Origin of the sequence: Croceifilum oryzae (assembly GCF_030814315.1) — a bacterium.
Classification (GTDB): domain Bacteria; phylum Bacillota; class Bacilli; order Thermoactinomycetales; family Thermoactinomycetaceae; genus Baia; species Baia oryzae.
Genome location: NZ_JAUSUV010000004.1, coordinates 169,504 through 195,651, shown reverse-complemented (window position 1 = coordinate 195,651; position 26,148 = coordinate 169,504). Strand labels below are relative to the sequence as shown.

21 protein-coding genes are annotated in these 26,148 nt (G+C 40.3%); 5 read left to right on the top strand and 16 right to left on the bottom strand.

Going from position 1 to position 26,148, the window contains the following annotated elements; translation table 11 throughout:
* Window positions 1-53: 53 nt before the first annotated feature.
* The 4 genes from J2Z48_RS05690 to J2Z48_RS05675 are packed head-to-tail and all read right to left on the bottom strand — an operon-like array spanning window position 54 to window position 4,217.
* Entirely contained in the window at window positions 54-1,256 is a 1,203-nt protein-coding gene (locus tag J2Z48_RS05690; protein ID WP_307251674.1) for an acetate/propionate family kinase, read from the bottom strand.
* On the bottom strand, window positions 1,253-2,149 hold the full coding sequence (locus J2Z48_RS05685) for a 3-hydroxyacyl-CoA dehydrogenase family protein (RefSeq protein WP_307251673.1): 897 nt from the start codon (window positions 2,147-2,149) through the stop codon (window positions 1,253-1,255). Before J2Z48_RS05685 ends, J2Z48_RS05690 begins: the two co-directional genes overlap by 4 nt.
* Window positions 2,150-2,182: 33 nt before the next feature.
* Window positions 2,183-3,751: an AAA family ATPase gene (locus J2Z48_RS05680; protein WP_307251672.1), complete on the bottom strand. Its 1,569-nt coding sequence runs from the start codon at window positions 3,749-3,751 to the stop codon at window positions 2,183-2,185.
* Window positions 3,690-4,217 (bottom strand): hypothetical protein, encoded by a 528-nt coding sequence (locus J2Z48_RS05675; protein ID WP_307251671.1) that lies wholly within the window; start codon window positions 4,215-4,217, stop codon window positions 3,690-3,692. The genes J2Z48_RS05680 and J2Z48_RS05675 overlap by 62 nt, the downstream gene beginning before the upstream one ends.
* Window positions 4,218-4,405: 188 nt before the next feature.
* Between J2Z48_RS05675 and J2Z48_RS05670 the strand changes: the two genes are divergently transcribed.
* Window positions 4,406-4,600, top strand: a complete 195-nt coding sequence (locus J2Z48_RS05670; protein ID WP_131848945.1) for a hypothetical protein — start codon at window positions 4,406-4,408, stop codon at window positions 4,598-4,600.
* 80 nt (window positions 4,601-4,680) lie between these two features.
* Here the strand turns inward: J2Z48_RS05670 and J2Z48_RS05665 are convergent, their stop codons facing one another.
* The 4 genes from J2Z48_RS05665 to J2Z48_RS05650 form a co-directional block, all read right to left on the bottom strand.
* A complete protein-coding gene (locus J2Z48_RS05665) occupies window positions 4,681-5,985 on the bottom strand; it encodes an amidohydrolase family protein (RefSeq protein WP_307251670.1) in 1,305 nt (434 codons plus the stop codon).
* Between the two features lie 24 nt (window positions 5,986-6,009).
* Complete coding sequence (ligD, locus tag J2Z48_RS05660; RefSeq protein WP_307251669.1) at window positions 6,010-6,912, bottom strand: non-homologous end-joining DNA ligase; 903 nt, start codon at window positions 6,910-6,912, stop codon at window positions 6,010-6,012.
* 83 nt (window positions 6,913-6,995) lie between these two features.
* Complete coding sequence (locus tag J2Z48_RS05655) at window positions 6,996-7,133, bottom strand: hypothetical protein (protein ID WP_307251668.1); 138 nt, start codon at window positions 7,131-7,133, stop codon at window positions 6,996-6,998.
* A gap of 113 nt (window positions 7,134-7,246) precedes the next feature.
* The gene (locus J2Z48_RS05650; protein WP_307251667.1) at window positions 7,247-8,143 is read right to left on the bottom strand and encodes an ATP-dependent DNA ligase; all 897 of its coding nucleotides are present in this window, start codon (window positions 8,141-8,143) and stop codon (window positions 7,247-7,249) included.
* A 493-nt stretch (window positions 8,144-8,636) separates the two neighbouring features.
* Between J2Z48_RS05650 and J2Z48_RS05645 the strand changes: the two genes are divergently transcribed.
* Window positions 8,637-9,086 (top strand): hypothetical protein, encoded by a 450-nt coding sequence (locus J2Z48_RS05645; RefSeq protein ID WP_307251665.1) that lies wholly within the window; start codon window positions 8,637-8,639, stop codon window positions 9,084-9,086.
* 594 nt (window positions 9,087-9,680) lie between these two features.
* Here the strand turns inward: J2Z48_RS05645 and J2Z48_RS05640 are convergent.
* The gene (locus J2Z48_RS05640) at window positions 9,681-10,085 is read right to left on the bottom strand and encodes a pyrophosphohydrolase domain-containing protein (protein ID WP_307251663.1); all 405 of its coding nucleotides are present in this window, start codon (window positions 10,083-10,085) and stop codon (window positions 9,681-9,683) included.
* A 240-nt stretch (window positions 10,086-10,325) separates the two neighbouring features.
* Between J2Z48_RS05640 and J2Z48_RS05635 the strand changes: the two genes are divergently transcribed.
* Window positions 10,326-12,242 carry an FtsX-like permease family protein gene (locus tag J2Z48_RS05635; protein WP_307251661.1) on the top strand — a complete coding sequence of 639 codons (1,917 nt, stop codon included), beginning with the start codon at window positions 10,326-10,328 and terminating at the stop codon, window positions 12,240-12,242.
* Between the two features lie 722 nt (window positions 12,243-12,964).
* Here the strand turns inward: J2Z48_RS05635 and J2Z48_RS05630 are convergent.
* From J2Z48_RS05630 to trxB, 3 genes are all read right to left on the bottom strand, one after another.
* The gene (locus J2Z48_RS05630; RefSeq protein WP_307251659.1) at window positions 12,965-13,996 is read right to left on the bottom strand and encodes a ribonucleotide-diphosphate reductase subunit beta; all 1,032 of its coding nucleotides are present in this window, start codon (window positions 13,994-13,996) and stop codon (window positions 12,965-12,967) included.
* Window positions 13,997-14,014: 18 nt separating this feature from the next.
* Window positions 14,015-16,228 carry a ribonucleoside-diphosphate reductase subunit alpha gene (locus J2Z48_RS05625; protein WP_307251658.1) on the bottom strand — a complete coding sequence of 738 codons (2,214 nt, stop codon included), beginning with the start codon at window positions 16,226-16,228 and terminating at the stop codon, window positions 14,015-14,017.
* A 385-nt stretch (window positions 16,229-16,613) separates the two neighbouring features.
* Window positions 16,614-17,561 carry a thioredoxin-disulfide reductase gene (gene trxB / locus J2Z48_RS05620; protein ID WP_307251657.1) on the bottom strand — a complete coding sequence of 316 codons (948 nt, stop codon included), beginning with the start codon at window positions 17,559-17,561 and terminating at the stop codon, window positions 16,614-16,616.
* Between the two features lie 211 nt (window positions 17,562-17,772).
* On the opposite strand from trxB, the gene J2Z48_RS05615 reads away from it, so the two are divergent.
* Entirely contained in the window at window positions 17,773-18,873 is a 1,101-nt protein-coding gene (locus tag J2Z48_RS05615) for an LGFP repeat-containing protein (protein ID WP_307251656.1), read from the top strand.
* A 125-nt stretch (window positions 18,874-18,998) separates the two neighbouring features.
* Here J2Z48_RS05615 and J2Z48_RS05610 read toward each other — a convergent pair whose 3' ends face one another.
* Together J2Z48_RS05610 and J2Z48_RS05605 are read right to left on the bottom strand one after the other, a co-directional pair.
* A complete protein-coding gene (locus J2Z48_RS05610; protein WP_307251654.1) occupies window positions 18,999-19,748 on the bottom strand; it encodes a YheC/YheD family protein in 750 nt (249 codons plus the stop codon).
* Window positions 19,749-19,942: 194 nt separating this feature from the next.
* Window positions 19,943-21,157, bottom strand: coding sequence for a phenylacetate--CoA ligase family protein (locus tag J2Z48_RS05605; RefSeq protein WP_307251653.1), 1,215 nt, complete (start codon window positions 21,155-21,157; stop codon window positions 19,943-19,945).
* Between the two features lie 123 nt (window positions 21,158-21,280).
* Between J2Z48_RS05605 and J2Z48_RS05600 the strand changes: the two genes are divergently transcribed.
* Window positions 21,281-22,042 (top strand): YheC/YheD family protein, encoded by a 762-nt coding sequence (locus J2Z48_RS05600; RefSeq protein WP_307251651.1) that lies wholly within the window; start codon window positions 21,281-21,283, stop codon window positions 22,040-22,042.
* Window positions 22,043-22,117: 75 nt separating this feature from the next.
* On the opposite strand, the gene J2Z48_RS05595 is transcribed toward J2Z48_RS05600, so the two are convergent.
* Both J2Z48_RS05595 and J2Z48_RS05590 read right to left on the bottom strand, forming a co-directional pair.
* Entirely contained in the window at window positions 22,118-24,268 is a 2,151-nt protein-coding gene (locus J2Z48_RS05595) for an OmpL47-type beta-barrel domain-containing protein (RefSeq protein ID WP_307251650.1), read from the bottom strand.
* A gap of 211 nt (window positions 24,269-24,479) precedes the next feature.
* Window positions 24,480-26,138, bottom strand: a complete 1,659-nt coding sequence (locus J2Z48_RS05590) for a glycerol-3-phosphate dehydrogenase/oxidase (protein ID WP_307251647.1) — start codon at window positions 26,136-26,138, stop codon at window positions 24,480-24,482.
* Window positions 26,139-26,148 lie beyond the last annotated feature (10 nt).

Genomic DNA, 26,148 nt, shown 5'->3' with positions numbered 1-26,148 from the left:
AACCCTTTCTATCTAGTAAGAATAGAACTACATCACTATCATCATAACATTGTCTAATGAGAAGAGACCAGATTTTTTGCATCCCGTGCAATCATTAATTCTTCGTTCGTAGGCACGACTAAAACATCTATTTTAGACTGTGGAGTACTAATTTTTCGCTCTTCCTTGCGACGAACTGAATTTTCTTCTAAGTTGATCTCAATACCGAGATAAGATAAGCCAGAACATACCTTTTCACGGATCAGAGAAGCATTTTCTCCTACTCCGGCTGTAAAAATAAGGGCATCTGCTCCGTTTATCGCCGCGAAATAACCACCAATCATCTTACGAAGACGATATACATACATCTCAATGGCTAGCTTTGCTTGTGGATTCCCATCAAACATCGCCTCTGTCACTTCCCTCATATCGCCAGACAAACCCGACACTCCTAAGAGACCACTATGTTTATTTAACATGGATTGAACTTCTCCGAGCGTGAGGTCCTCTTTGGCCATCACAAATGGAACAATGGCTGGATCAATATCCCCAGATCTCGTACCCATCATGAGCCCTTCTAGAGGTGTCATTCCCATACTGGTATCTACTGATTTTCCGTATTCAACAGCAGACAAGCTTGCCCCATTGCCGATATGCGCGATGATCAGTTTTAATTCGTCTAGTGGTCGCCCGAGAAATTCTGCTGCTTTTTGAGCTACATATTTATGTGATGTACCGTGAAATCCATAGCGACGTATCCGATGTTTTTGATATAGGACACGTGGGATTGGGTACATAAATGCATAATCAGGCATCGTTTGATGAAATGCAGTATCGAAAACAGCGACGTGGACTGCGTTTGATAATTGAGCTTGAGCCGCATCGATCCCTAATAAATTAGGAGGATTATGTAACGGTGCTAGATCAATTGTTTTTCGAATCGCTTGACGGACCTCGCTTGTAATGACGACAGATTCAGAGAAAAACTCCCCACCGTGAACCACTCGGTGACCGACAGCCGATATTTCATCCGCGCTTTGAATCACTCCATGCTCTTTCGACATGAGTAACGATAATACTTTGTTTAAACCATCGCGATGGTCTAATATCTCAGATGTTAGAACTAATTCCTCTCGATCAGGCGTTTCTTGTTTAATAATCGCGGCATCGGTTCCAATTTTCTCTACGAGACCCGAAGCCAATACTGACTCGTCAGTCATCTCAAACAATTGATATTTTATCGATGAACTTCCACAGTTAATAACGAGTACCTTCATGATACAGAGCCCTCCCCTTCACTCATTCGAATCCCCTCTTGGTCATAACGGAAAAAACCTTCTCCTGTTTTAACACCAAGTTGTTTGGCTCGTACCATTTTCTTTAGTAAAGGAGCTGGGCGAAACTTAGCTTCCCCAAATTCGCGAAATAATTGTTCTAACGCGGCTAATACAGAATCTAATCCAAAGCGATCCGCCATTTCAAAAGGTCCTGCATGGAATTGATAGCCAAGCTTCATGGCACGATCAATTTCTTCTACTGTCGCTACCCCTTCCATTAAGATATTAGTTGCTTCGTTAATCATGAGGACAATCATACGTGTCGTCACAAAACCAGGTGATTCAAATACTTCAACTGCAGACAAGCCCCATTCTGGAAGTAATTTGCGAACAATATTTACTGTTTGGTCGGAAGTTTTAAGTCCTCGAACCACTTCTACAACGGGTATCGTAGGAACGGGATAAACAAAATGTAAACCGATTACCTTATCGGGATGTTGTGTCATGGCAGCAATCTCTGTCAAACTCAATGTGGATGTATTGCTTGCGAACACCACTTCAGGTCTACATTTTTGATCACAAAGGTGATAAATTTCCTTTTTGATTTGGATGTCTTCGTCCACAGACTCGATTACAAAATCTGCGTCTTTTAGAACACTTGGGTCAGTTGAAAAATGCAGATTAGATAAGATAATTTTCTTCTCAGCCTCTGTAATCCCCCACTTAGCTAACTTACGATCAAGACTATGAACCACAGAACGTTTCGCTTGTTCTGCCGCTTGTGGGTCTTTTTCTAAAATAGTAGTCTCAAACCTCTTGGAGGCTAATAATTCTGCGATTCCAGCACCCATCACTCCTCCACCGACTACGACTACTTGTTGAATTTGATCCACGCCATTCCACGCCCTTTCCTATAAAACCGTGTTTTATTGTACCAGCTTTTTTTCCTTCTGGGATAATAATCCTCGAAATTCATCTCCTGATAATGTTTCTTCTTGTAAAAGGATGCGCAAGAACTGTGGGAATAATGAGCGGTATTGTAGTAAATGACTCGTACATTTCTGTTCTAGTTCCTGTAGAATTTGACTAATCTTCGTTTGCAATTGTTCCTTAGGAAGCAGGTTCATGTCGACAATACCTAGATCCGTGAAGCCTGATTCAACAATCGCTTTCGCATATCGATTACATTGTTCATAATCATTTCGAGCTCCTGTTGATTTGTGTCCTAATACAATGGACTCCGCTACTGCGCCAGCTAACCCAATTAAAATCTGGTGCTCTAAATGCTCCTGGGTATACAGATGGCGATCTTCTCCAGGATGATGCCTGACATATCCTAATGCTTGCCCTCTTGGGGACAATGCTACATGAGCAACCGATCCAGGATTGACTACTTCTGCCATTATGGCGTGGCCTAATTCATGAATCGCTACTCTTTCCTTCTCTTCTTCACTGGTTTCACGATCGATCCTCTCACCCATCATCACCTTGTCGATTGCTAACATCAGGTGTTTTTGTGTAACCTCTTTGCTTTTTTCTCGCATTGCATAGATTGCCGCTTCGTTACTCAAACTCTCCAATTGAGCTCCAGAAAAACCGAACGTCTCCTCAGCTACTTTTTCGAGCTGAACATCGTTAGCTAGTGGTTTCGGGTGAGTGTGAAGCTCCAATATTTTCAAACGAGCTGATCGATCTGGTAGATCAACCGTAATAAGACGATCAAATCGTCCAGGGCGCAGTAATGCATCGTCCAATAAATCCTTTCGGTTGGTAGCAGCCATGACTAAGATCTGCACCTCTACATTCGTTGTAATCCCATCCATTTCCGTCAATAACTGATTTAACGTTTGATCGTATTCTCGTTGTTGGGACCCATCTCGTTTTCCACCAATCACATCTATTTCATCTATAAAAAGAATCGCACTCGAAACTCGCGCCTTTTTCGCTGCTTTTTTGGCTCGTTCGAATAATTCTCTGACCCTTTTTGCTCCGACTCCCACATATCGCTCCACAAATTCAGAGCCAGAAGCATGGATGAAAACAGAGTGAGTATAATGTGCTGCCGCTTTAGCGAGAAGGGTTTTACCTGTTCCGGGAGGACCGGATAACAAAATTCCCTTTAAAGGGCGAATCCCGTAATGCTCGGTTTGCTTAGGTTCGATTAAAAAATCGAGCGCTTCTTGAAGCTCTTTTTTGGCATGTGATTGTCCACCGATGTCTTCAAAGCGAGTTTTAGGGATATCTAACGATTGATCCTGTGAATGACTTTGACTCCCTATCCAGGATTGGAGCCAATTCTTTTCTTTAAACAATGGTGCCAATAGAATTCCCAGAAGAACGGTGCCTAAAATCACTAATACAGGAAGTTCTACTCCCAAGTAAGCTAAGAAAAAAAGGACGGCAAAACCAGAACCAAATAGCCATGCTTTGGTGTTAGTCAAGTTTCTTTCCCTCCGGCTGGATTGGAACCATTTCAACAGTAAAACGTTTTCCATCCATAAACGATATATACAAATAGTCTTCGTCAATTCGCGACAAACTATCTATGCCTTTTTCGTGTGCTTCTTTTTCTGTTACCGCTGGGATCTCTCCATATTTCTTATAAGCGATGGCTTCTTGTATATGAAAACGACTTACTTCCCAAGCTTCTTTGGTCAATGCGTTTGGTTGGTTTTTCCAACTTACCTTTAATTTTTTATCGCCGACTATCTTCTGTAATGTACGATTTATTTCTGGATATTTTTGCACGAAAATATCCGCATCTATTATTTTTAATTGGATGGAAACCACATTAGGTTGTACATCGATATCTGTCACTGTTACGAAATTCTCACCCGACTCAAGTACACTATAAATCGGTTTTTGAAGCGTAAGCCAAGTACTAAGTTTCCAAGCTCCAAATAAAACAAAAAGCGTAGCAACACAACTGATCAAAATGGTTTTCCATTGCTTCCTTGGCATCTTTACGCCTCCTTTGTATATCAATATCACATACGAAAGTATATCATATTATTATACAAACCTAAGTATGGAAAGATTGGTAAAGAAAAAGAAAAAGCCCATCATCTGGGCTTTTTACATAAAATGTGTTAATCATAGAGCCTAGCCATCTGGTGATACTACTAGTACATCGCAAGGGAGGTGAAGCAGTGAACGTAAGACAAAGCTCGGACTGGCTTACTGATTTACTGCAAGTTCATCTGTCACCCGATGAACTACAACAAGTAAATACCTTTTTACATGCTGAAACATGGGCATCCCCCTCAGCCCTTCAGCGAAACTGGTGTGACCAAAGGGAAGAACTTCCTTTGCGTTTTCACCTAGAAATCGATATGAAAGTATAAGTTGGTATTATTTTAACAATACATCTCCTGCCTATACCTACCCACCCAAGCAATTCTCCTGCCATCTTCTGGCAGGTTCTTTATCCCCGTAAATTTTCAAAAGCTTGATTCGCTTCAAAAATCACTTTTTCTGAGTCAATTGTAAGCATTTCACGATTTTTCATGAGTGGTTTCCCTTGAACATATACGTCCTGTACATCGGATCTGGTTGCAGAATAGACAATGTGTGAAACGACATCTGTTTGAGGTTGCATATGTGCTTGCGTTAAATCGAGAGTAATAAAATCAGCTTGTTTACCAATCTCAAGTGTCCCGATTTCTTTTTCTAAAAATAGAGCCTCTGCGCCATATACCGTTCCCATTGCTAATGCCGTTTTTGCAGGAACAGCTAGTGGGTCTTGAAGATGTCCTTTATGAATCAGTGCGGCTAGTTGAATTTCTTCTAACAAATCCAGATTATTATTACTGGCCGCCCCATCTGTAGCTAAGCTCGGTCGCATTCCGTGAGCAATCATCTGAGAAATCGGCGCAATGCCGCTACCTAGTTTCAGGTTACTTCCAGGATTGTGAGCAATCTTAACATTCTTTTTCGCAAGGAGTGCTATTTCCTCTTCTGTTAAATGTACAGCATGCGCAACTAAGGATGGGATATCAAAGAAGCCCAGTTTATCTAAATGTTCCACAGGTCTTGCTCCGTACTCGCGGACATTTAGTTCTACTTCTGCCTTTGTTTCGGACATATGAGTATGAATCGGCAGGCCCAGCTCTGTTGCTTTTTCTACAAACTGGCGAATGAAATCAGGACCACATGTATAAGGAGAATGGGGTGCCAACATCGTGGTGATTCGACCGTCCGCAGCACCATTCCAGCGTTTAGCAAACGAAGCCGCTTCCTCTAGTTTACTTTTTCGAAGAGCATCATCACCAAATCCTATACATCCGCGTGTGAGACGTGCCCGTAATCCACTGTGCTCCACTACATTCGCAACGGCATCCATGTTATCGTACATGTCTAAAAAGGTAGTCGTTCCGCCTTGAATCATCTCAAGTGCCGCTAAATGTGCTCCTGCGGATACATGTTCTGCATTCATTTTCCCTTCCATGGGCCATATTTCATTTTCGAGCCATTGTTGCAGAGGAAGGTCGTCTGCATACCCACGTAATAATGTCATGGCCAAGTGACCATGTGTATTCACGAATCCAGGTAGGATCGCCTTCCCTTTGCACGATACAATTTCATCGTATTGGTCATGTTCTTCTAATGATAACGCAGAACCTACATATGTAATAATTCCATCTTCAATTGCCAAGTTGCCATTTTGGATAGGTCTTGCGCCATCCTCCATGGAAATAACAACGGCTTCTGTAAATAATGTTTTCATCATGGTCCCCCTGTGAATTTATATGGATTATTGTCTTTCTACAAAACTTAGTATATCATCCAAACTTTCTCTAGGTCCTTGAACCATAGTTGCAAATAAGTCCCCTTTTTGTTGAATTCGTTCGATCATCATAGGAAGTGTAAATTCTGTCGGTGATGATAAATGGGCTAACTCATCCCATTCTAACGGAGTTGATACGGTTGCGGAAGATCTGGCCCTTGGGGAATAAGGGGCGATCAATGTCTTTTTTGTCCAATGTTGTAGATAATCAACATACACTTTATTCCCGCGATCCTTTACCAATCGCTCTACCGTAATTAAGTTGGGATATCGCTCTGCTAAATATCGTGCAATGAATTGGGTTATTTTCCGAGTCTGATCAAACGTATATCGATTTTCAATAGGAATATAAACTTGGAGTCCAGTAGCTCCCGATGTTTTCGGAAATGCATGTAGTCCTAGTGACTGTAAAATCTGATGAAGTTGTAATGCTGTTTCTTGTACAGGACCAAATTCAGATGTACTCGGGTCTAGGTCAAATACTACTTCTGTTGGTGCATTCATATTCGTAGCATAATGAAAGGATACATGAAATTCCAGACACGCCAAATTGGCTAGCCATGCTAGAGTAGGAAGATTATTTAGGAGAATGTATTCTGTCTCGTCGACCCTCACCGTCTCTACAAAATCAGGCCTCTTTTTGGGGCAATTCTTTTGATAAAAATGCTCTCCATTCACTCCATCCGGATATCGAATAGTAGTTAACAAACGATTTTGTGTATAGGGTAGCAGGTACGGTCCAATTTGTGTGAGATAAAGAAGATAATCCCACTTCGTAATTCCGGCTTGTGGAAACAAAAGTTTATCTGGATTTGAGATATCAATTTCATATCCGTCTATTTGAATCGTTTGTTTGACCTTTTTACCCATAAACGCCTCCACGCATGCCCATTTATCACCGGATTACGTACCAGATTTAGACTCTTGTCATAGTGTAAAACAAGACATCAAACTTAAATGACAAGGAGGTAGTCATATGCCACCACGTCCTCCGTATGCACCTTATCCTCATCCTCATCAACCATTTCGCCCAGGTCCCTATCGTCCAGGTCCGTTTCCCTATCCTCCGGTTCCATTCGCACCTTATCCATTACCTATCCCACCCTTGTTACCACCATTTGTTCCCCCTTATGCCCCATTTTTGCCTCCTATAGTTGTCTTTTAATCTTTTTCTTGGCTTCAAATAGCGAACTTATCGGTTCTGCTATTTGAAGCCAAGACATTTTGCTGAACGCATGGTGCCATCTGGTGTCCATTCTAGAAATTCAATCTCCACTTGCAATACAGGCGGGGTCCATATGACCTCTTCCTGTATTTGCGGAGGTTTCGCTAAAATCGATTTAGGAATAGCGATCTCCCTTGCCCAGTTGGTAATTAACTGCTTTTCTTCTACAGATAATCCGGATGACACTTTTCCGATATAACGGTACTCATTCTCTTTTTTTATCACGATTAATATAGAATATGCTAAATCGGATTTAATACTTACCCCAATGACCGTTCCCGTAATGTATTTCCAGTTTTTATATTTCAACCAAGACGGATGTTTTTCTTCAAGGTGGTAAAGTCCCTCTCTTTCTTTACAAACAATTCCCTCCCAGTTATTTGCTCGTGTTAGCTGAATTAATTCTTCTGATTCATCATACGTGGGGCAAACTTGTATGTATTCTCCGTGATGAAATTCTCTTTCTAATATTTTTTGTCTCTTCCATAGAGGTTGATCGGTTATCCATTTTCCTTGCCAACATAACAGATCAAAAACAATATAATACACAGGATTGGTATGTATGGCTGTTTGTATTCGCCAGGCTTCTTTTAACCGATCCCGTTTCATTACTTGAAAAAAGTCCGGTTTCCCTTCTTTCCATGCTATTATTTCTCCATCTAGTACAATTTTTGTTTGTTTAGCAAACTTGTTTACAATTTCTTGTTTAATTTCTACATAGGTATTGGTTCGATCGTGGCCTTTTTTTGTATACATTTGCACTTGGTTATTTTCAATTTCAGTGATTAATCGGACCCCATCCCACTTCACTTGATACACATAGTCAGGGCTGGGCTTTACTTCTTGAATTAACACAGGCTCCATGGGTCGTATCATTTCATGCACCTCCACCCCTCTTTTTAAACGAGTCTCTATCTTTTTAGTATGGATTTTCTAAATGTATATTATCTACTTTGAAGTTGGCAAAATAAACAACCTCAAAGCCTATCTGAGATGGAAGCGGCAGCTGAGGTTTCTTCATTTCCTGCTGAAATTTCTTGTGCTACTTTTTATTTCTCTTGCCACTCTTGAAAACAGCTAATTTATATTATTTACCAATTATTTCAAGCGAATTTGCTCATCTCAAGTACATAATAAAAAAAATAAAGAACATAATATATTTTGTTTTGAACAAAGGAGGATAAAAATGTGTAATTATCAACAAACACCTGGGACAATACCGTGGAATACTTGGCCACCAATGCCACGATTGTCGTGTCCACCACCACGAATGGCTATGATGCATTGGCCGTGGCCGGGTCCACCATGGTGTTCACCTGATTATGGAATGGCTCAGCGAAATGAGCAGACTTCCCCTGGATTACCTTGGATGATGCCTACGATACCTTGGTCATTACCAAATTTGATGTTGCCACCGTGTTTGCCTGATGGACCGAATTGGCCATGGTGTCCTCAGCCCCCTTCACCTTGGCCTCCTAATTCTTTACCTGACTGGCCACCGATTCCAATGGAAACAAGAGATAAACTTTTAGAGTTTCTTCGTAACGAATTAAAAGATCGGACAATGCCAAGGGCAAACAGTGATTTAGAACTAACTATTAATATGAGTTTTACAATAAGCGAACTACTTCTAAAAGTAGTCAATTCTGAAGAAGGTAAAAGTATTTTAAAAGAGTTGGATGTTCAATTGAAATCTATAACTGATACCAATCCTTCTCTAAGGTATGCTGGAATTATAGCTGGGGTTGCTATTGGTATTATTATTGGTGCTGTAGCTGGAGCTGCTTATGAACATTATCATCACACACATCCTCAATAAAAGGCCGACCTAGCAAGTACAAAGGTCACAGTTTCCATAGAGTAGCTATCAGTCTAAAAAATTCTGTAAATAAAAGCAAGAAGCTGTCCCCAAGTAGGAATCATATTTATTTAGGGAACAGCTTCTTTTTCATGAGAAATGCTGACAGGAGACTCGGGGCTGTACCCGAACATGTTTATATCGATCACCAATTCCATTATTTTGGCAAATTTACGGTTGGTGACACAGTTACTGGTTCTATCCCTCATAAAACACCTTTTTGATGTTTGGGTATATTCTCTTTCTTAGCTTGCTGGCGATGTACTCGCGATATCAAGAACTAAGTTTGTGGCAATCGTTCCCATATTTTTTAGATTCGGTTTTTGAATCTTATCTAAGGTGTCTTGATCACTATGATAGTTTGGATCTTCCCCTACATTAAGAAAGCAACAGGGATACCGAGTGGTTCAAAAGAAGCATGATCGCTTTAGGATTTTCCGGATACAGTATCGTATGTTCCGTTTAGAGGGAGTCTGCGGTGAAAATCATTCAATCAATTCGGAAATAGAGCTCCTGGACAAGAGCTTTGTTCGCGAAAAAAGAAGACAAGCTCCTTTAAAGGCTTGTCTTCTTTTTCTGAATTTGTCGCAATATCTCTTCCTTCAATAAGGGCTGGGGATCTTGCCAATGTGCAGGCTTCATCACCTTACCATCGGATTCTCGATAGCGTGGCTTCCCGTCTTCCCACAACTTCGACATGTTGGCTCGATGAACAATGTCAAATAGCTCACCCGGGTCTACTCCCATCTCCACCAGGGTTCCTAAAGAAAAATATATCAAATCAATCATCGCGTCCGCTTGGTCTTCCAATGTTCGAGACTCAGCAAACTCCTGTAGTTCCTCCTGCATAAAGCCAATTCGTTGTTTCACACGATCTTCAGGAAGTAACTGCGGCTCTTCTGGTGCGGCGAGTCCGAAGGACTTATGCCATGATTTTACTTGTTTCCACGATTCTCTCATGTTTCTCTCACTTCTCTATCTCTACATTTTGATTAACCTTACACTTTGTTAATGTTCTTGAAAGGTAAATCCATATTTTCTACCTATCATGACGGCTATACTAATCCATAATAAATTAATAGAGAGGGTCGTAGCAATGAACATATTTAAAAATAGGATGTATAACAAAATTTAACATGGATTGTGTGGTGATGGAAATGATCATTATTAATATGTTGTCATTGTTGGGGGGAAATTCACTTGAACTTTCGTCAGTTCGCGTTAAATAACGTCAAAAGAAATGCTCGGGCTTACTCAGCATATTTTTTAAGCAGTTCATTTTCAGTGATGATTTTTTTTACCTATGCGATGTTTCTCTTTCATCCTGATATAGCAAAGTCTTCATTAGGACATGATGCCAAACTGATGATGAAAGCAGCCGAATATGTGATCTTTCTCTTTTCCTTTATATTTGTTCTTTACTCAAACAGCGCCTTTTTAAAAGTGAGGAAAAAGGAGTTTGGTCTGTTAACCATTTTAGGTTCAGAAAGTAGCCAGCTAAAGCGCCTGATCTTCCTTGAGAATATGATTATCGGTCTCGCATCCATTATTACAGGAATAGTGTGTGGAATACTTCTTTCGAGGCTTTTTCTCCTCTTTGGAGCTAGTGTTGTAGAGATCGAAGAACTATCGATGTACTTACCATGGAAAGCGATGGGTTTAACAGCAATAGCCTTCTTGGCACTTTTTCTAGTCGTTTCTCTCTTAACTCAGTTCTTTGTCAGACAAAATCAAGTACTTGATCTATTACAAGGAACGAGCAAACCGAAGCCAGAACCAAAAGCATCGATATGGTTGTCTATCCTATCGGTTTCTTCTTTTGTTGGAGCAGCCTACTTAATGACACAAAAAATATCAGAATCGACGGTTCTTTATATCTTTATTCTTGGGATGATCGGAACTTACTTTTTCTTTACACAGCTGAGTGTATGGATTATCCGCTTATTCAAGAAAAATCGTGCCTTCACTTGGCGAGGGACCAATCTGTTATGGGTTTCCGAAATGGCTTATAAAATGAAAGATAATGCGCGGATGTTTTTTATGATCACTATTGTTATCGCAATGTCCTGTTCAGTAATTGGAATTGTTTTATCTGTGGATCAGCAGGGTAAGCGGATACTCAAAGAAGATCCATTTGCACTTACTTATATGGCAAAATCAAAAAAGGATTCGCAAGCGGAAACTAACAAGATTGATCAGGAATTAAAATCGGCTAGTGTAAGTTTTGAAAAAATAGAACTAACCTCTACCAGACCTAAATTTAGAGAAATCGATTCACGCTTTGCTATGATCAAACAGTCTGATTATAAACATCTAGAAAAGTTTCTTCAAATGAAGAAACTTCCTAATCTACAATTAGGGGAAGCATTTGTTATTACCGATAAGCTAAAGAATACAAAGCAGCTCACTCTCGCAAATGGGAAAGAAACTCTCCGAGTGGTTGACCAATTCGAAAAAATAGTCACAAGAGATGTTGCGAATCTCATAATCGTTTCTGATGCAACTTATAATCAGCTTAAGTCATTTATTAAAGAAAAAGAGTCTTTTAGTAAAAAGGAAGAAGATATAAGGACCTTGTATTTTGTTCCAGAATGGTCAAACGCAAAATTACCAGATTCTAATTCACTAGAATTAAATATTGGAAAAAAATTGATTGAATTGACAGAAGGAGCATCAGGGGAAGGTTGGAATGGATTTCTTAGTTCTCGTGCAGTAGATTATGTAGAGTTCAGACAATTTAAGAGTATGATTATTTTTATTGGCGTATTTATTGCATCCATTTTCTCCCTTTCTACTGCTAGCTTTCTGTACTTTAAACTTTATACCGAGTTAAATCAAGATAGACATATCGCTCATGGACTTTCCAAGATCGGCCTAAGTGAGAAAGAAATGAAGCGATCAGCTACTATCCAGATTTCTGTTCTCTTTTTTCTCCCGATGTTGGCTACAGCATTGGAGACAATTATAGGCCTAGAAACTCTAAAAAGCCAACTTTCTCTAGGGGATACATTAATCCCCACTTTGACCGGGATCGGAGCATTTTCCGTTGCACAGTTCGTTTATTTTTTGATCGTTCGGGCTCGCTATCTAAACCAGTTAAAACGAGTAATGGTGTAACATTATCAGCCAGTTTTTTCAAAAGGGGCCCCAACAGAAAATGAGCTTTTCTGTTGGGGCCCTTCTATCTTTTCAGGCTTCATCCATTTTCCATCGATTTCTCGATAGCATGATTATTTTAATTGCTTGTCTGTATAACAAAATATTTAACTGAACGAGTAATCCCAAGTATAGTGGCCCGTTCTTCCACTCCAATATTAAACTTTTTCATCGAATCATCTAGGTATCTTATCATTTTCTCATAGTCATTGGAGCTTATATGAGCAGAATGATTTCTCAAACCGTCCTCCATCCAATGTTCTTTAGAACCCAACATACACGCAAATAGGGAAATTGTAAATCGCTTCACCTTATGAACTGGGCATGATTGAAATGCATGGTTAAGCGATTGGTCTATCAAAACACGGTCGATAAAATCAGAAATAATGGCCCGAATGACTTGAATGCCATATTTATCAAACAAATTGATTCGTTGGTCCCCTAATCCCAGCTTTCATACACCGCCTTCTCCAATCCCCCTAAAAAATGGGATAAGATGTAATTACAGTATATGACAACCAACAATATAGGACAATATCCCCCTATTGTGAAATATTAGTATTTTTCTCTATTTGGAACTCTGTATTTGAATTTTTTACAATGATGTAAAACACGATAAAAAGAAAGCCCCTCGTAGCTCTTTCTTCTCTCAAAAGAGCTACGAGGGGCTTCATGCGAATCCTTTACAAATCTCCAAAATCGAGATTGCTTGCTTTGGTGTAATTGGTTACTTTTTGTTCAAAGAAGTCCGTTTTGGTAGCATTAAGGTTTGAGAAACTTTCTACCCACTTCATTGGATGAGTTTGAATTTCAGGATATAAGACCTCAAATCCTAGGCGGCTCAAGCGTTCATTGGATAAGAATTTAATATACTTCTCCAACACCTCATTGTTAATCCCTTGAATCTCGTTGTTGGTAATATATTTGCCCCACTCAATTTCATGTTCTACTGCTGTTCTCGTCATCTCGCGCAGTTCTTCAACAAACTCTGGCGTAAATAAGTCTGGATTTTCTTTGCGTAGCTCGCGGATCATATTTTGGAATAAAACTACATGAGTCAATTCGTCGCGTTGAATGTACTTGATGATCGTGGCAGTTGCAGTCATCTTTCCTTGTCTCGCTAATGCATAGAAGAAGGAAAATCCACTGTAGAAATAGAGAGACTCTAACAAGAAGTTAGCCATACACGTACGGATAAATTGATGATCCGTTTTTTGATCGACAAACTGTTGATACAAGTCGGCAATAAAGCGATTTCGCTTCATCAGATGTTCATCGTTCCGCCATTCGTCGTAGATGTTCTCCCTTGTCTCAGGAGAGCATACGCTATCTAAAATATAGCTATACGATTGCGCATGGATCTCCTCCTGAAAAGCTTGGACGTTCAGCAAGGAAGAAACTTCGGGTGCCGTCACATATTCATGGATGTTAGGTAGATTCTCTCCTTGAATGGAATCAAGGAAGTTAAGAAACGAAATCGTTTTATCAAAAGCTCGACGTTCAGCTGGACTTAGCTCCTGAAATTCTTTGGCGTCCGAAGCAAGTGGAATCTCTTCTGGAATCCAAAAGTTGTTTAGCATGGTTCGATATAACTTATGAGCCCAATCGTACTTAATACGGTTCCACTCTCTCAGGTTGGTGGTATTCCCGTTAATGAGGCGCTGTGTTCCTCTTTGTCCATCTTCATTAAATATCTTCTTTCGCTCTAGTTGCACGTTTGCGCTCTCCTCTCGTTACGATGAACAACTTACACATTCTTCTACTTCAACAGATTGGTTGCGAATGTAGTAAATTGTTTTTACACCATTTTTCCAAGCATCCATATAAAGCTCTAAAAATTCTTTCGCGTTTGTTTCAGGGGTGATATATAGGTTAAATGATTGAGCTTGATCGATATGGCGCTGTCTCATTCCAGCAGCACGGATGCTCCAGCTCTGATCAATTTTATGCGCTTCTTTATAATACCAAGTTGTCTCTACCGACAAATTAGGAGCTGTTTGTGGAATGGATGCCCCTCGCTTTTCTTCCACGAAAAACTTTGCATACACAGGGTCAATTCCCGCAGTAGAGCCAGCGATCAAGGAAGTCGAGCCAGTTGGAGCAATCGCCATGACCCAAGCATTTCTCATCCCATGCTCGGCCACTTCTCGTCTTAGCTCTTCCCATCTTTCGCTATTATAGCCACGTTTTTCAAAATAGGCTCCTGATTCCCACTCACTTCCAGAGAAAGCCGGATAGAATCCTTTTTCTCTAGCATGTTCCATCGAAGCGCGAATCGCTTGATACGCGATCTCTTCAAACAATCGATCTGCTTCTTCCACATGATCTTCCGATTCCCACATGATTTTCTGTTGGGCTAGATATTGGTGATAACCGCTTGTTCCTAGGCCCACAGCACGATACTTGTGATTCGTAACTTCTGCTTGCTTCACAGGATACATATTTAAATCGATTACATTGTCAAGCATTCTCATCTGTACCGGAATAATTCGGGCAAGATCATCGTAACTATGCACCCTACCTAGGTTAATAGAGGAAAGATTACATACTACGAAATCGCCTGGCTTTTGCTTCGTGACAATGATTCCATCCTCAATCTCTTCACTCATCCACTCTGTCGCAGACATATTTTGGCAGATTTCCGTACAAAGATTAGAGGAGTAAATCATCCCTTTGTGTTTGTTCGGATTGGCTTCGTTCACCAAATCGCGGAAGAAAATGAACGGAGTACCTGTTTCAAAAGCACTTACCATAACTCGTTTCATAATGTCGATCGCAGGAATCTCAATGGAATCAAGGGACGGATGATTTTCACATGCTTGATAACGTTTCTCAAATTCTGCTCCAAAAAAATCTTCAAGCGAATATCCCATCACTTCTCTTACTTCGTGCGGATCAAATAGACTCCATACACCCCGCTGTGCTACACGCTCCATAAATAAATTCGGAACACAAACCCCCGGGAAGATGTCATGCGCCTTTAAACGGTCATCCCCATTGTTTGTTTTTAGATTGAGGAAATCGAGAATATCGGAATGCCACACATCTAAATAAATGGCAAACGCTCCCCTCCGAACCCCTAACTGATCAACCGCCACAGCCGTATTGTTGTAATTTCGAATCCATGGAATAACACCACCTGATGCGCCTTTATGTCCACGAATTTTAGAGCCTTTTGCTCGGACTTTTCCTAAATAAATTCCGACTCCGCCACCGTACTTGGATACTTGAGCGGTTGAAGAGTTTGTTTCATAGATGGACCACAAAGAATCATCCACTGTATCGATAAAACAGGAAGAAAGTTGATGAAGCGGCTTTCCAGCATTAGATAATGTGGGAGTAGCGACTGTTAATTCAAGTCTGGATAAAACCTCATAAAATTTCTCCGCCCATATCACAGGGTTCTGCTCTTTAGAAGCTAAATGCATCGCGATAATCATAAAGCGCTCTTGAGGTAATTCCATTACTTTCTGCTGAAAGTTACGTACTAAATACCGATCTGCAAGAACTTTCAACCCAATATAGTTAAAAAGCTCGTCCCGTTCAGGTTTCATGACAGAAGACAAGTAGGCAATCTCTTCTACACTGTATTTCTCCAATAGATATGTACCGTACAAACCTTCCTCTGTTAAGGAAGTAATGAGGGAATAGAAATCCCCATACTTCTTAGAAGCATCAAATTGACGATTTTCACCCGCTTGTCGATAGAGAAACATCACTAAAAAACGTGCAGCTACAAACTGCCAATCTGGCTCCTCCACACTTGTTTTTTCAACCGCTACTTGAATCAGCAACTGAATTTGCTCTTCTAGCGACATATTTTCTCTTAGTTGTGATCGTGTCTCTTCTTCTAAGCTAGTAAAATCAAGGTGAGTAAAGTCACGTTCCACCTCTGTTAACCAATTTCCAATTTTCAGGTTTACCTCTAACCCCTTTATTTCAATCATACATCCACATCCGATCCATATATAGTGACTATTTGAGTATACCCGACACTATATATTGTGCAAGCCATTTGAGATCGCAAAAAAATAAGTTATGATTCATTATCTCGGAATTTCCAATTTGAAACGCTCAATCTCTCCATGTAGCGCACAATTTTGCGAGTTGACGAGAGTAAAAAAAAGAAACCATTTATATAGTGAACTAGATATCTAGTTATAAGTATTTATTTTATATACAGCACACAAAAAATATTATAAAAATACATGCTCAAGGGCTATCCTAAAGTAGATTTTCTCTTTAAGATAGCCCTTGAGTTTTATCTAAACATGAATAACGATAGTATAGGATAACAACCTAGAAATAATTCTTCATAAGGCAGTGATCATTTTATAAACTCTTGCTCCAGTCGTCCACTTGGCTACCTTCTAAATAACGCTCACAATCTAGTGCTGCCATACAGCCTGTTCCAGCTGCAGTAATTGCCTGACGATAAATATGATCCTGTACATCACCACAAGCAAATACCCCTGGGATATTCGTGCGTGTGGTACCAGGTTGTACTTTAATATAACCTGTTTCATCGGTCGCTAGCTGATCTGGTAAGAAACTTGTATTTGGAGTATGACCAATCGCAACGAAAATTCCATCTGTCTCGATGATCTCTTCCTTGCCTGTTTCGTTATTTTTCACCTTTAAGCCGGTAACACCTTGATCTCCCTTTACTACTTCAAGAGGCGTACAGTTCAGGCTCCATGTGACTTTCTCATTTTCTCTAGCACGATCTTGCATGATCTTTGACGCTCGAAGCTCTTTCCTACGGTGTACCACTCGAACTTCAGAAGCGAATTTTGTTAAGAAGTTCGCTTCCTCCATCGCGGAATCTCCTCCGCCCACTACAATAATTTTTTTACCGCGGAAAAAGAATCCGTCACAAGTAGCACATGTGCTTACACCCATACCAATGCTTTCTTTTTCATTTGGAATGCCTAATAATTTAGCAGAGGCACCTGTCGAGATAATTAATGTTTCGGTCTCCACTACTCGTTCTTCACCAATATGTAATGTAAATGGCTTCTTAGTCAGATCGACTCGACTCACCCATCCGCGTTCAAAACGTGCACCGAAGCGCTCCGCTTGTTTGCGCATATTCTCCATTAGTTCTGGTCCCATAACGCCTTCAGGGAATCCAGGAAAATTTTCAACTTCCGTCGTGGTGGTTAATTGTCCACCTGGCTCTGGTCCCTCGATCACAAGCGGATTCATGTTTGCACGAGCTAGATAAATTGCTGCAGTTAATCCAGATGGACCTGTTCCAAGTACCACTACTTTATTCATTTGAAGCCCTCCATTTTTCATCTAAGTTTCTTAGATTATACTATATATTATTAAAGAATAACTCTAGTTTATCAGTTACAAGCCGTTATGGATAGTCTGACTAACGTATTTCTAGTATGGATTTCCATGCATCGATCATACCATTTAAAAGACACATATTTTCCTAAGAAAAAACCAAACTAAAAAAAATAGTACTTGTTAGGAGAATATCATGTTCAAAATTTATTTTAAACGATTTCGTTGCCATGAAGAAACGGATGAAGTGGGTGAAGATGAACCTTATCTTTTTGCAGCTGCGATTGACTTAGCATCCACTGTTAATATTGCAGGATTCCCAGTCCCACTTCCTGCTTACGAAGTGGTTCGATATGGTCCGTATACAGGTGTAGATGGAGCTGAGACGCACAATGCTGGTAACATCTCTCAATGTTTCTGGGGAATAGATGGTAGGTCCACTCCATTAGACAACCCGGATCAAGTGATTTTTATCTTTGCATTTATGGAAAACGATAACGGTGACGCCGAGGTCTTACGTAATTTGGTCAAAGGCACCATCAGTTCAGCCCTCTTTGGAAGCCTGAGTCTAAGCCGTCCAGATCGGGTTACAAAGCTTGTCAGAGACATAACAGGAGTCCTGAAAACTCCTACATCAGTAGGGCTTAACTTAGACGACGTTATCTCGGTCCAAGAGTTACGTTTTACCCGTGACGAGTTAAATGCTGCAAATCCAGCCGTTTTTGAAAAAAGTGTCCGAGTCCAAGGCGATGGAGGAGATTACACCCTTACTTTTGAAGTCGTTAGAACTTCTCATGACATATTTGGATATATCTTTGGAAAATGGGCGAGTTTGATCAGCTTTCTTGGAGACACATTAGATGTTGAGCTACCAACCTTCGATGGTACTGGACGATTTCAGCGGTTTGTGTGGGGAAATGTTGCATGGCATCCAGAGATAGGGGCATTTTCTGTTCGGGGAGATATTAGTGCTCGCTGGATGCAAATCGGTCGGGAACAGTACGGTTATCCGATTACCGATGAGCTTGGAACTCCAGATGGACGAGGACGATATAACCATTTTCGCGCTTTGCATTTACCAGATAAGCCTGAATCATCCATCTATTGGACACCTGAAACAGGCGCTCAAGAAATTTATGGAGGTATACGAGTCAAGTGGGCTGAACTCGGATGGGAAAGAAGTCCTCTTGGTTACCCTATTAGTCCTGAAGAAGACCGACCTGGTGGAGGACGTATGCAACGGTTTGAACATGGCACGATTCATTGGACACCTGAAGGGGGAGCTGTAGTAGGCTAACCGTATCATTTCTCCCCCAATATATGTGTGCTTTTCCTTGGTTCTAGAAGGAGGAGCACACATTTTTATGTTAGTGGCAAACTCTATGAACAAAATAAAAAAGCCCACAATGGGCTTCATTCGTATTACTTAGCTCTTTTACGATTGGTTAAAATTTGCTTGTAAACAGTAGGACTGAGTCGTTTAAATAGTGAACTTCCGGGAGTGATATTTACTTCGTAGATCCAGATCTTCCCGTTAGGAGTAATGGCTAAATCAACACCAAATTCTCCCCAAGAAGGAAAAGATCTAGAAATTGATTTTACTGATTCTGCGGCAATCTGTTCAAGTTGATTTTGCGTTTCCACAGATTTTTGTTCAGAGTAACCTAGTTTAGAGCGTAATAGCTTAGGAACTAGGATTGTAGTCCCTCCACTAGAACCATTTGTAACGACTCCTAGTGACGGTGCTTGCTTTCCAATTAGCCCCATGCAAGTCCATTTTCCATTCAGACGCATGAAATGAGCTCGAATATCAAAGGCGCGACCGGATTTCATAACACTATTAATTCCTTGTTGGACAAGGTATGTTCTACCTTTCATTTTTCTGGCTAAAATCCGTTTATATGCCGCTTGAATGTCTGAAACAGTCGCTTTCCCTTTTAAATCTCGATCCTTAACGAGGAATTGGCCATTTGCTAGTTTTTCAACCCTTATGACACCTTTTCCTTTGCTAGAATCGTTTGGCTTCACATAAATCAAATCATACTTCTGACACATTTGTTTAAAGGTCTCTAGAGAGAAGCGAAGTGTTTCCGGAAGATGAGAAGCAGTCGCGGAGTTCCGACGAAGTATCCCATAATTGCCAATCTTACTTATCACTTTTCCGTACCCCATAATTCATCCCCTCTTTCTGAGATAGTATAAATTATGCGAAAGGGGATAAAACTCTTGTACACTAGCATATCCCATTGATAGATGGGCTATCTTTTTGATAGTTATCTAGATTTGAAACATAAGCGAAAGAAACCAAAAAAGCCAAGAGAACGAAGAGTGTTTTACATCTTCGTTCTCTTGGCTTTGAACAAGGACTAATGACGTTCCCATTGCTTATGGTGAATTACTTTCTTCTTTACCCGATCCGTTTGAAACTGTTTGGGATCTGTTACAATATTTACTTGAATTTCATCCAGAATTCCATTTCGAATCATAATCCCGATCTCAGGAATTTGATCTTGTATATCAAGTTGGATTTGTTTTTGAATCAAGTCCGTGATAAATGGACTATCAATCCAAACCAACAGCTTATTCTGATCTACCTGGATCCAGATAGTAGCCTTGTCCAGATATCGGAATGCGGCCTCCTCTATATCATAAAAACTAATTTTCTCACCATGCTTCCATTCTGTACCGACTCGTTTTACGAGCGATTGGAAACTAGGAACCATTTTACCTGCTACTTGGATCGGTTTGAAACCACGAACCACATCATAGGTAACAAAACGAACAGCAGGAAATGTTTTTCTTGAAAAGGATGTAAGCGTTAGAATTCGCTCATCTTCCCTCAGTAAATCCACATTCAATCCTACTTCCTCTGCCCTTATTCCTTCCGGTACTAAGTCCTCTACAAAAAGATAACACCCATGCTCATGTGAATAATAGGCAATAGTTCCAATTTCGATAGATCCAACCGTATCCATAATATCTTGTCGATCTATACCCAAACGAGATGCCACTTTTTTCTGCCACTCAGCGCTGGCCACTTCCCCCACTAATATAACCTTTTGTATCCCAAACTGTTCTGGGTGATCTGTAGCCGACAGAATACTTTCTAAAATGGACGGCATGGTGTAAAGACAATCTGGTCGAAATTGTTTTAATAATTTCACATGATCTTGTACAGGCAAATGATACGGAATATCTTCACAGATTAATCCTACGCTTTTAAAAACCTCCATTGCAGTATTTGCAGCATGCCCTGTACCCATATCGGACATAGCTGTTCGAATCGGTTTGTCTCGGAGAAAGCGAGCGTAGATCTGTACTTTTTTATCCAAATACTCTTGATCATCTTCCTTAGAATAGGCAATTTTCTTCCGTTTGTTCGAACTGGTTCCGGAAGTTTGATAGATCTTCCAAGCTGGATTAAAGTCTTGATGATAATAATGTTTTTCAAGCATTTCTCTCGTAATCAAAGGCAATTGGAATAAATTATCCAGCTTCATAGAGGATAGGTAATCCTTATACCATGGAAAATAGTTAATCATTTCATTTATTTTCGTTTGTAACCTCTCTTTTTCAACCATTATAATCACTCACTTTCTATGAAATTTAGTTCAAATCATTATATGAATTTGTGTCAGGGCGAATTCCTTCTGCCGTGAACAATTCTGAACTTGTACATATATTGGAGGAAAGGAGTGAGTTCATTGAAAAGATATTCATTTCGTTTGTCTAGCAAATGGACTAAGACACTAGCTCTATCAAAAAACAATCAGCTTAAAGCTAATATTCCGACAACCGGAATGTGGAGTAAAGAGAATCTCCAAGACTTTTTAACAGCATATCAAATGGTCTATATTAAACCCGACCTAGGTTCACAAGGAAGAGGAATTATTCGAGTTAGCATCAAAGAAGGGAAATACGAAGTACGCTATGAGAAGATCACTCGGATTTTTTCAAATTTCAATCCATTATGTAAGTTCATAAGTAAGTATACAGGCAAAGAAAAATATTTAATTCAACAAGGGATTAACATGTTAACCCATAAAAAATCTTCCTTTGATTTTCGAATTATGGTTCAACATAATCCCAGCAAGCAATGGGAAGTTACGGGCATAGCCGGACGAGTAGGAAATAAAAAATTGGTCGTAACGAACGGAAGTAAAGGAGCTACCATTAAACCCATTGAGACACTCCTAGCACCTTATATTCCTCATGGAAAATTACACCCATATATTCGCCAACTAGAAGCGTTTAGTGTGTCCATCGGAAATCATCTAGAAAAAGTATACCCTAGTATTAGAGAAATCGGGCTTGATATCGCACTCGATTCCGATCTTAAACCCTGGATCTTGGAATTTAACACAAGCCCTGGACTCCATCCTTTCGCAAGATTACCTGATAGACGAGCGCTTTATAAAATGATTCGCTATGGAAAAACCTATGGACGTAACAAGTATCTATATTAAAAAGGCCACCTCTTTTCAAAGGCGGCACAATCGTTTGTTTCAATCTAATGGGGAGGCTACACCGGGCCTGCCCATTTACTTATTTTGTGCTAAAAGTGCCTCCAAAATGAGGGAAACATCCTTCTTAGCATCTGTATTAATCCAATCTGGATTTTTAGATACCAAATCTACCACTTTTCCAATTGAAACGAATCCATTTGCTTTATAAATGGTTCCTAAAATCCAATTCCCTTTTGCATATTCCTCATGCGCGAGGGTGAAATACTTTTTCGCTTGATCCGCATGTTGTAAAATAGTTTTTTCCAACTTAGGATTGATCCACTTACTGTTTTTTACATAATCACATAAGAAATCTACATCCACTTTTGCCACAGGAATCGTGACAACCTGAGCCTTTTCCATATTTCCTACTGAGTCAATGGACCGAAATGACAATGGTTGTGTTTGCTCACCGCTCAAAGATATGGGGGCTGAATACTCCTCCCAATTTTCCTTTCCTTCAAAGCGGTATTCTACTTTCTTCACAGCCGTATCATCCGTTGCTTTTAAAGTAAGAATCGCTTTATTCAAATAGGTTCCTGTCGATAGCTTGGTCCCTTCTACGGAATAAGTAGTGACAGGAGGTTTTACATCAGTAGGCTCGCCTGGTATTGGCTCGACAGGTACACGATTAATTGTGACGGTCTCTGAGTATACAGCGGATTTATCGAGACGAAGGCGCAGGGTAGCAGATCCTGTTGTTGCTTGCTTTATTTTCATAGTAAGGTCGATTTTCGCTTTTCCTGTTGCATCTGCTTTGATATCAAATGGGGCGCTATATCCAAAAGAGTCTGGCCATGTACCATCTGCTTTTTTCAACATGGCTACTTGGGCGCCACCTGCTTGATAAATCCCTAAATCTAAACCAGATAGCGTCTGACCAGGTGTTAAGTGATCTACAGTAACTCTCAGCCCAAATTCTTCACCATCAGGTAAGACGGATTGGTGAGTAAGGGTATAAACAGGTTGAGGGGTAGGTGCTTGTGATGAACCGTAAGATCCGGGTTTAAAAGTACTCGAATCCCACCATTTATAACCTGCTTCAGGCGCTGCCCAAGGTTCTGCTTGAGGCTCAGTCGAAGCTGCTGGTTCTTCCATCGGCAGTGTAGGTGTTGGTTGATCTAATTGAAGCCCCTCTACTTGATCAAAGCTAGTATATGTTTCTTTTTTAGCCAACCAACTAACTGTATTCACTAGCAATTTCGCATCATCTTGCTCTTTAAAGCCATCATAGGTGGTCTTCTTTTTTCCATTTTCCTCACGAAGATATTTGGGAGTAATATCTTCAACTGGTGAAGAATCACCGATAAAAGCAGCTTTACCTTGCCCTTTTTTCGCGACCGCCATATAAGGACCTTCTGCTACTCCACCACCCATATAGACTCCTTGGTCAACTGCGGGCGCCCATTTAACATTCGTGGTTGGTAGATATACAAGACCTTTTGCTTTTTTAGGGTCTGTAATCATCAACGTAGATCCAGCATGCATCGCTACATTTGAAACACCTGATGTAATTCCAAAGCTCTGCTCAGGAGCTACAACATGGTTAGCGGTTACATCTCCAATTGCATTATATCGGAAGCGGATACCAAACTGCTCGTTAAGCCAGTCCGTACTTGTGACATCCTTCATCGCTTCTGAATTTTTCTCCTCGTCACTCATCCCCTTTGTTGGATTTCCATATGCTCCACGTCGATAGCCATTCATTACTTCAGAACCATCCCAGCGGTTCTTATTGCGATCTGCATTGTAGTGATCCCCAATAAAGAAAATACTGCCGCCTTGCTCCACATATTGTTTCATAGCAGCTTGCTCAGTCTGTTTATATGGGATATTTGCTTCACCAATAACCAGTACATCATATCCCTTTAGATCATTAAGTGTAATCGGAGTTTTCTTTCGCAGTTCTTTTACATAGAAGCCATCAGTAGCAAGTCCATTTGCAAAATCAGAGAAACCACCATCGATTACCCAGTCAGCGGCACCAGCAGTTTGTCCATGGGTATTATCAAACAACACCTTTTTCCCGGCATTCCCATTTACAACCTTTGGATTAATAAACGGAGCTGGATCAGTTGGACCCTCTGCGTGAACAGGTGTTTCATTCCAAAAATAGAGTGGAATCGATACTGTCACGATTGCAAACGAAAGGACAAGCTTTGAAGATTTCCTCAACAAGCTGAACATAGTACTCCTCCTAAAATTAGAAAAATTATGATTACACATTCCCCTTAGATCGAAACAAACAATCCTATCATAACATGAAATCAAACACTTAACACGAAATTGTAAATAATTTTATACTTTGTATATCTAAAATTTACACTTTATAAATTAATAGCACTCATTGCGAAAAAACCTCCATTGTTATGAGCAAATGGAGGTTTTTTCGCAATCATTAAAGCGCTTCTGTAGCATATTTGATTTCTTGTTCAAGATTTTTCATATGATGTTCTGTGGTCTGCTCATCCCAATCTAATTGTTCTTTCATGTATTGTAAGACAATCTCTTTCCATTCTCTAACCCATGCGATATCAAATAATAAACTACCTGTTCTACGAATAAAGAAGTCAACTAGAGTAGCTACCATTTCATATTCCATTCCGTATACAAGCGCTCCATATACTTCTGTAGAAAGATGATATTTCTTTGCCTCTTGAGCGCCTTTGTTTATGATTTCATAAACTTGATCGATATTACTACCATAGCGATTAGCTAGACGTGATGCTTCTTCTCTAGACAAGCCTATTTGAACCCCTAGCTCTATTTTTCCTTCAATCACTGCTTTATAGCCGTTAGAACCTCCTAGATCTCCGCCAGAAAGAACCATCTTCTCTGTATGACAATCTTTAAAGTTTCTTCCTTCTTCTTTTTCAAGCTCAGAGCCAACTAAATCAACCACTCGTTCAGCCATTTTACGATATCCAGTCAACTTTCCACCCGCAATCGTAATCAACCCTGACTCAGAATGGAAGATCTCATCTTTTCGAGAAATTTCAGATGGAGATTTTCCTTCTTCATGGATGAGAGGTCTAACTCCTGCCCAACTTGATTCTACATCCTCTGCTGTCAAACCAACGGAAGGGAACATGTGATTGGTTGCCGCGATAATGTAGTCACGATCTTCTTTTGTCATCCTAGGATGCGTAAGATCTGCATGGAAATCAGTGTCTGTTGTTCCGATATAGGTCTTACCATCACGTGGAATCGCAAAAACCATACGTTTGTCATGAGTATCAAAATAAACAGCTTGACTAAGTGGGAATCTCTTTTGATCTACGACAATGTGTACACCTTTTGTCCAATGCAGGTACTTCCCTTTTTTAGAACCATCTTGTTCACGCAATTCATCTACCCATGGGCCTGTAGCATTTACAATCTTTTTAGCATAGATGTCGAACTTCTTATTTGTTAGTAAGTCAATCGCTTTCACACCGACTAACTTGCCATTGTCATAAATAAGACCTTCTGCTTTTACATAGTTAAATGCTTTCGCACCGTATTCAGATGCTTTCTTCATTACTTCTAATGTAAGCCTTGAATCATCAGTGCGATACTCTACATAGTATCCAGAACCCTTTAGATTTTCATCACGGAGAAGCGGTTCTTTTTCGCGAGTTTGCTCTAGATTTAGCATTTGACGACGTTCGTTTCTTTTTACACCCGCTAATAAATCGTAGATCCAAATCCCAATCGAACTAGCTAGCTTACCGTAGGTTCCACCTTTTACGATCGGTAAGAGCATCCATTCAGGCTTGGTAACATGCGGTGCGTTTTCATACACAATCGCACGTTCTGTGCCTGTCTCTGCAACAATTCCAAATTCCAGTTGTTTCAGATAACGTAGCCCGCCATGAACCAGCTTGGTAGAACGGCTTGATGTTCCTGCTGCGAAATCTTGCATTTCAATTAACACTGTGTTTAATCCTCGTGATTGAGCATCCAGCGCAATCCCGGCACCTGTAATTCCACCACCAATTACTAATAAATCGACCTTCTCTGAGGATACCTCTTGTAATTCTTTTGTACGCCCGTTAACAGAAAAAACAGTACTCATCCTCAACTAC

Coding starts and splice junctions, on each gene's coding strand:
- J2Z48_RS05690 (WP_307251674.1), bottom strand. CDS start 1,256: ATGAAGGTACTCGTTATTAACTGTGGAAGTTCATCGATAAAATATCAA.
- J2Z48_RS05680 (WP_307251672.1), bottom strand. CDS start 3,751: ATGGAAAACGTTTTACTGTTGAAATGGTTCCAATCCAGCCGGAGGGAA.
- J2Z48_RS05675 (WP_307251671.1), bottom strand. CDS start 4,217: ATGCCAAGGAAGCAATGGAAAACCATTTTGATCAGTTGTGTTGCTACG.
- J2Z48_RS05665 (WP_307251670.1), bottom strand. CDS start 5,985: ATGATGAAAACATTATTTACAGAAGCCGTTGTTATTTCCATGGAGGAT.
- ligD (WP_307251669.1), bottom strand. CDS start 6,912: ATGGGTAAAAAGGTCAAACAAACGATTCAAATAGACGGATATGAAATT.
- J2Z48_RS05655 (WP_307251668.1), bottom strand. CDS start 7,133: ATGGATAAGGTGCGAATGGAACCGGAGGATAGGGAAACGGACCTGGAC.
- J2Z48_RS05650 (WP_307251667.1), bottom strand. CDS start 8,143: ATGATACGACCCATGGAGCCTGTGTTAATTCAAGAAGTAAAGCCCAGC.
- J2Z48_RS05645 (WP_307251665.1), top strand. CDS start 8,637: ATGATGCCTACGATACCTTGGTCATTACCAAATTTGATGTTGCCACCG.
- J2Z48_RS05640 (WP_307251663.1), bottom strand. CDS start 10,085: ATGAGAGAATCGTGGAAACAAGTAAAATCATGGCATAAGTCCTTCGGA.
- J2Z48_RS05625 (WP_307251658.1), bottom strand. CDS start 16,228: ATGATTGAAATAAAGGGGTTAGAGGTAAACCTGAAAATTGGAAATTGG.
- trxB (WP_307251657.1), bottom strand. CDS start 17,561: ATGAATAAAGTAGTGGTACTTGGAACAGGTCCATCTGGATTAACTGCA.
- J2Z48_RS05615 (WP_307251656.1), top strand. CDS start 17,773: ATGTTCAAAATTTATTTTAAACGATTTCGTTGCCATGAAGAAACGGAT.
- J2Z48_RS05610 (WP_307251654.1), bottom strand. CDS start 19,748: ATGGGGTACGGAAAAGTGATAAGTAAGATTGGCAATTATGGGATACTT.
- J2Z48_RS05605 (WP_307251653.1), bottom strand. CDS start 21,157: ATGGTTGAAAAAGAGAGGTTACAAACGAAAATAAATGAAATGATTAAC.
- J2Z48_RS05595 (WP_307251650.1), bottom strand. CDS start 24,268: ATGTTCAGCTTGTTGAGGAAATCTTCAAAGCTTGTCCTTTCGTTTGCA.
- J2Z48_RS05590 (WP_307251647.1), bottom strand. CDS start 26,138: ATGAGTACTGTTTTTTCTGTTAACGGGCGTACAAAAGAATTACAAGAG.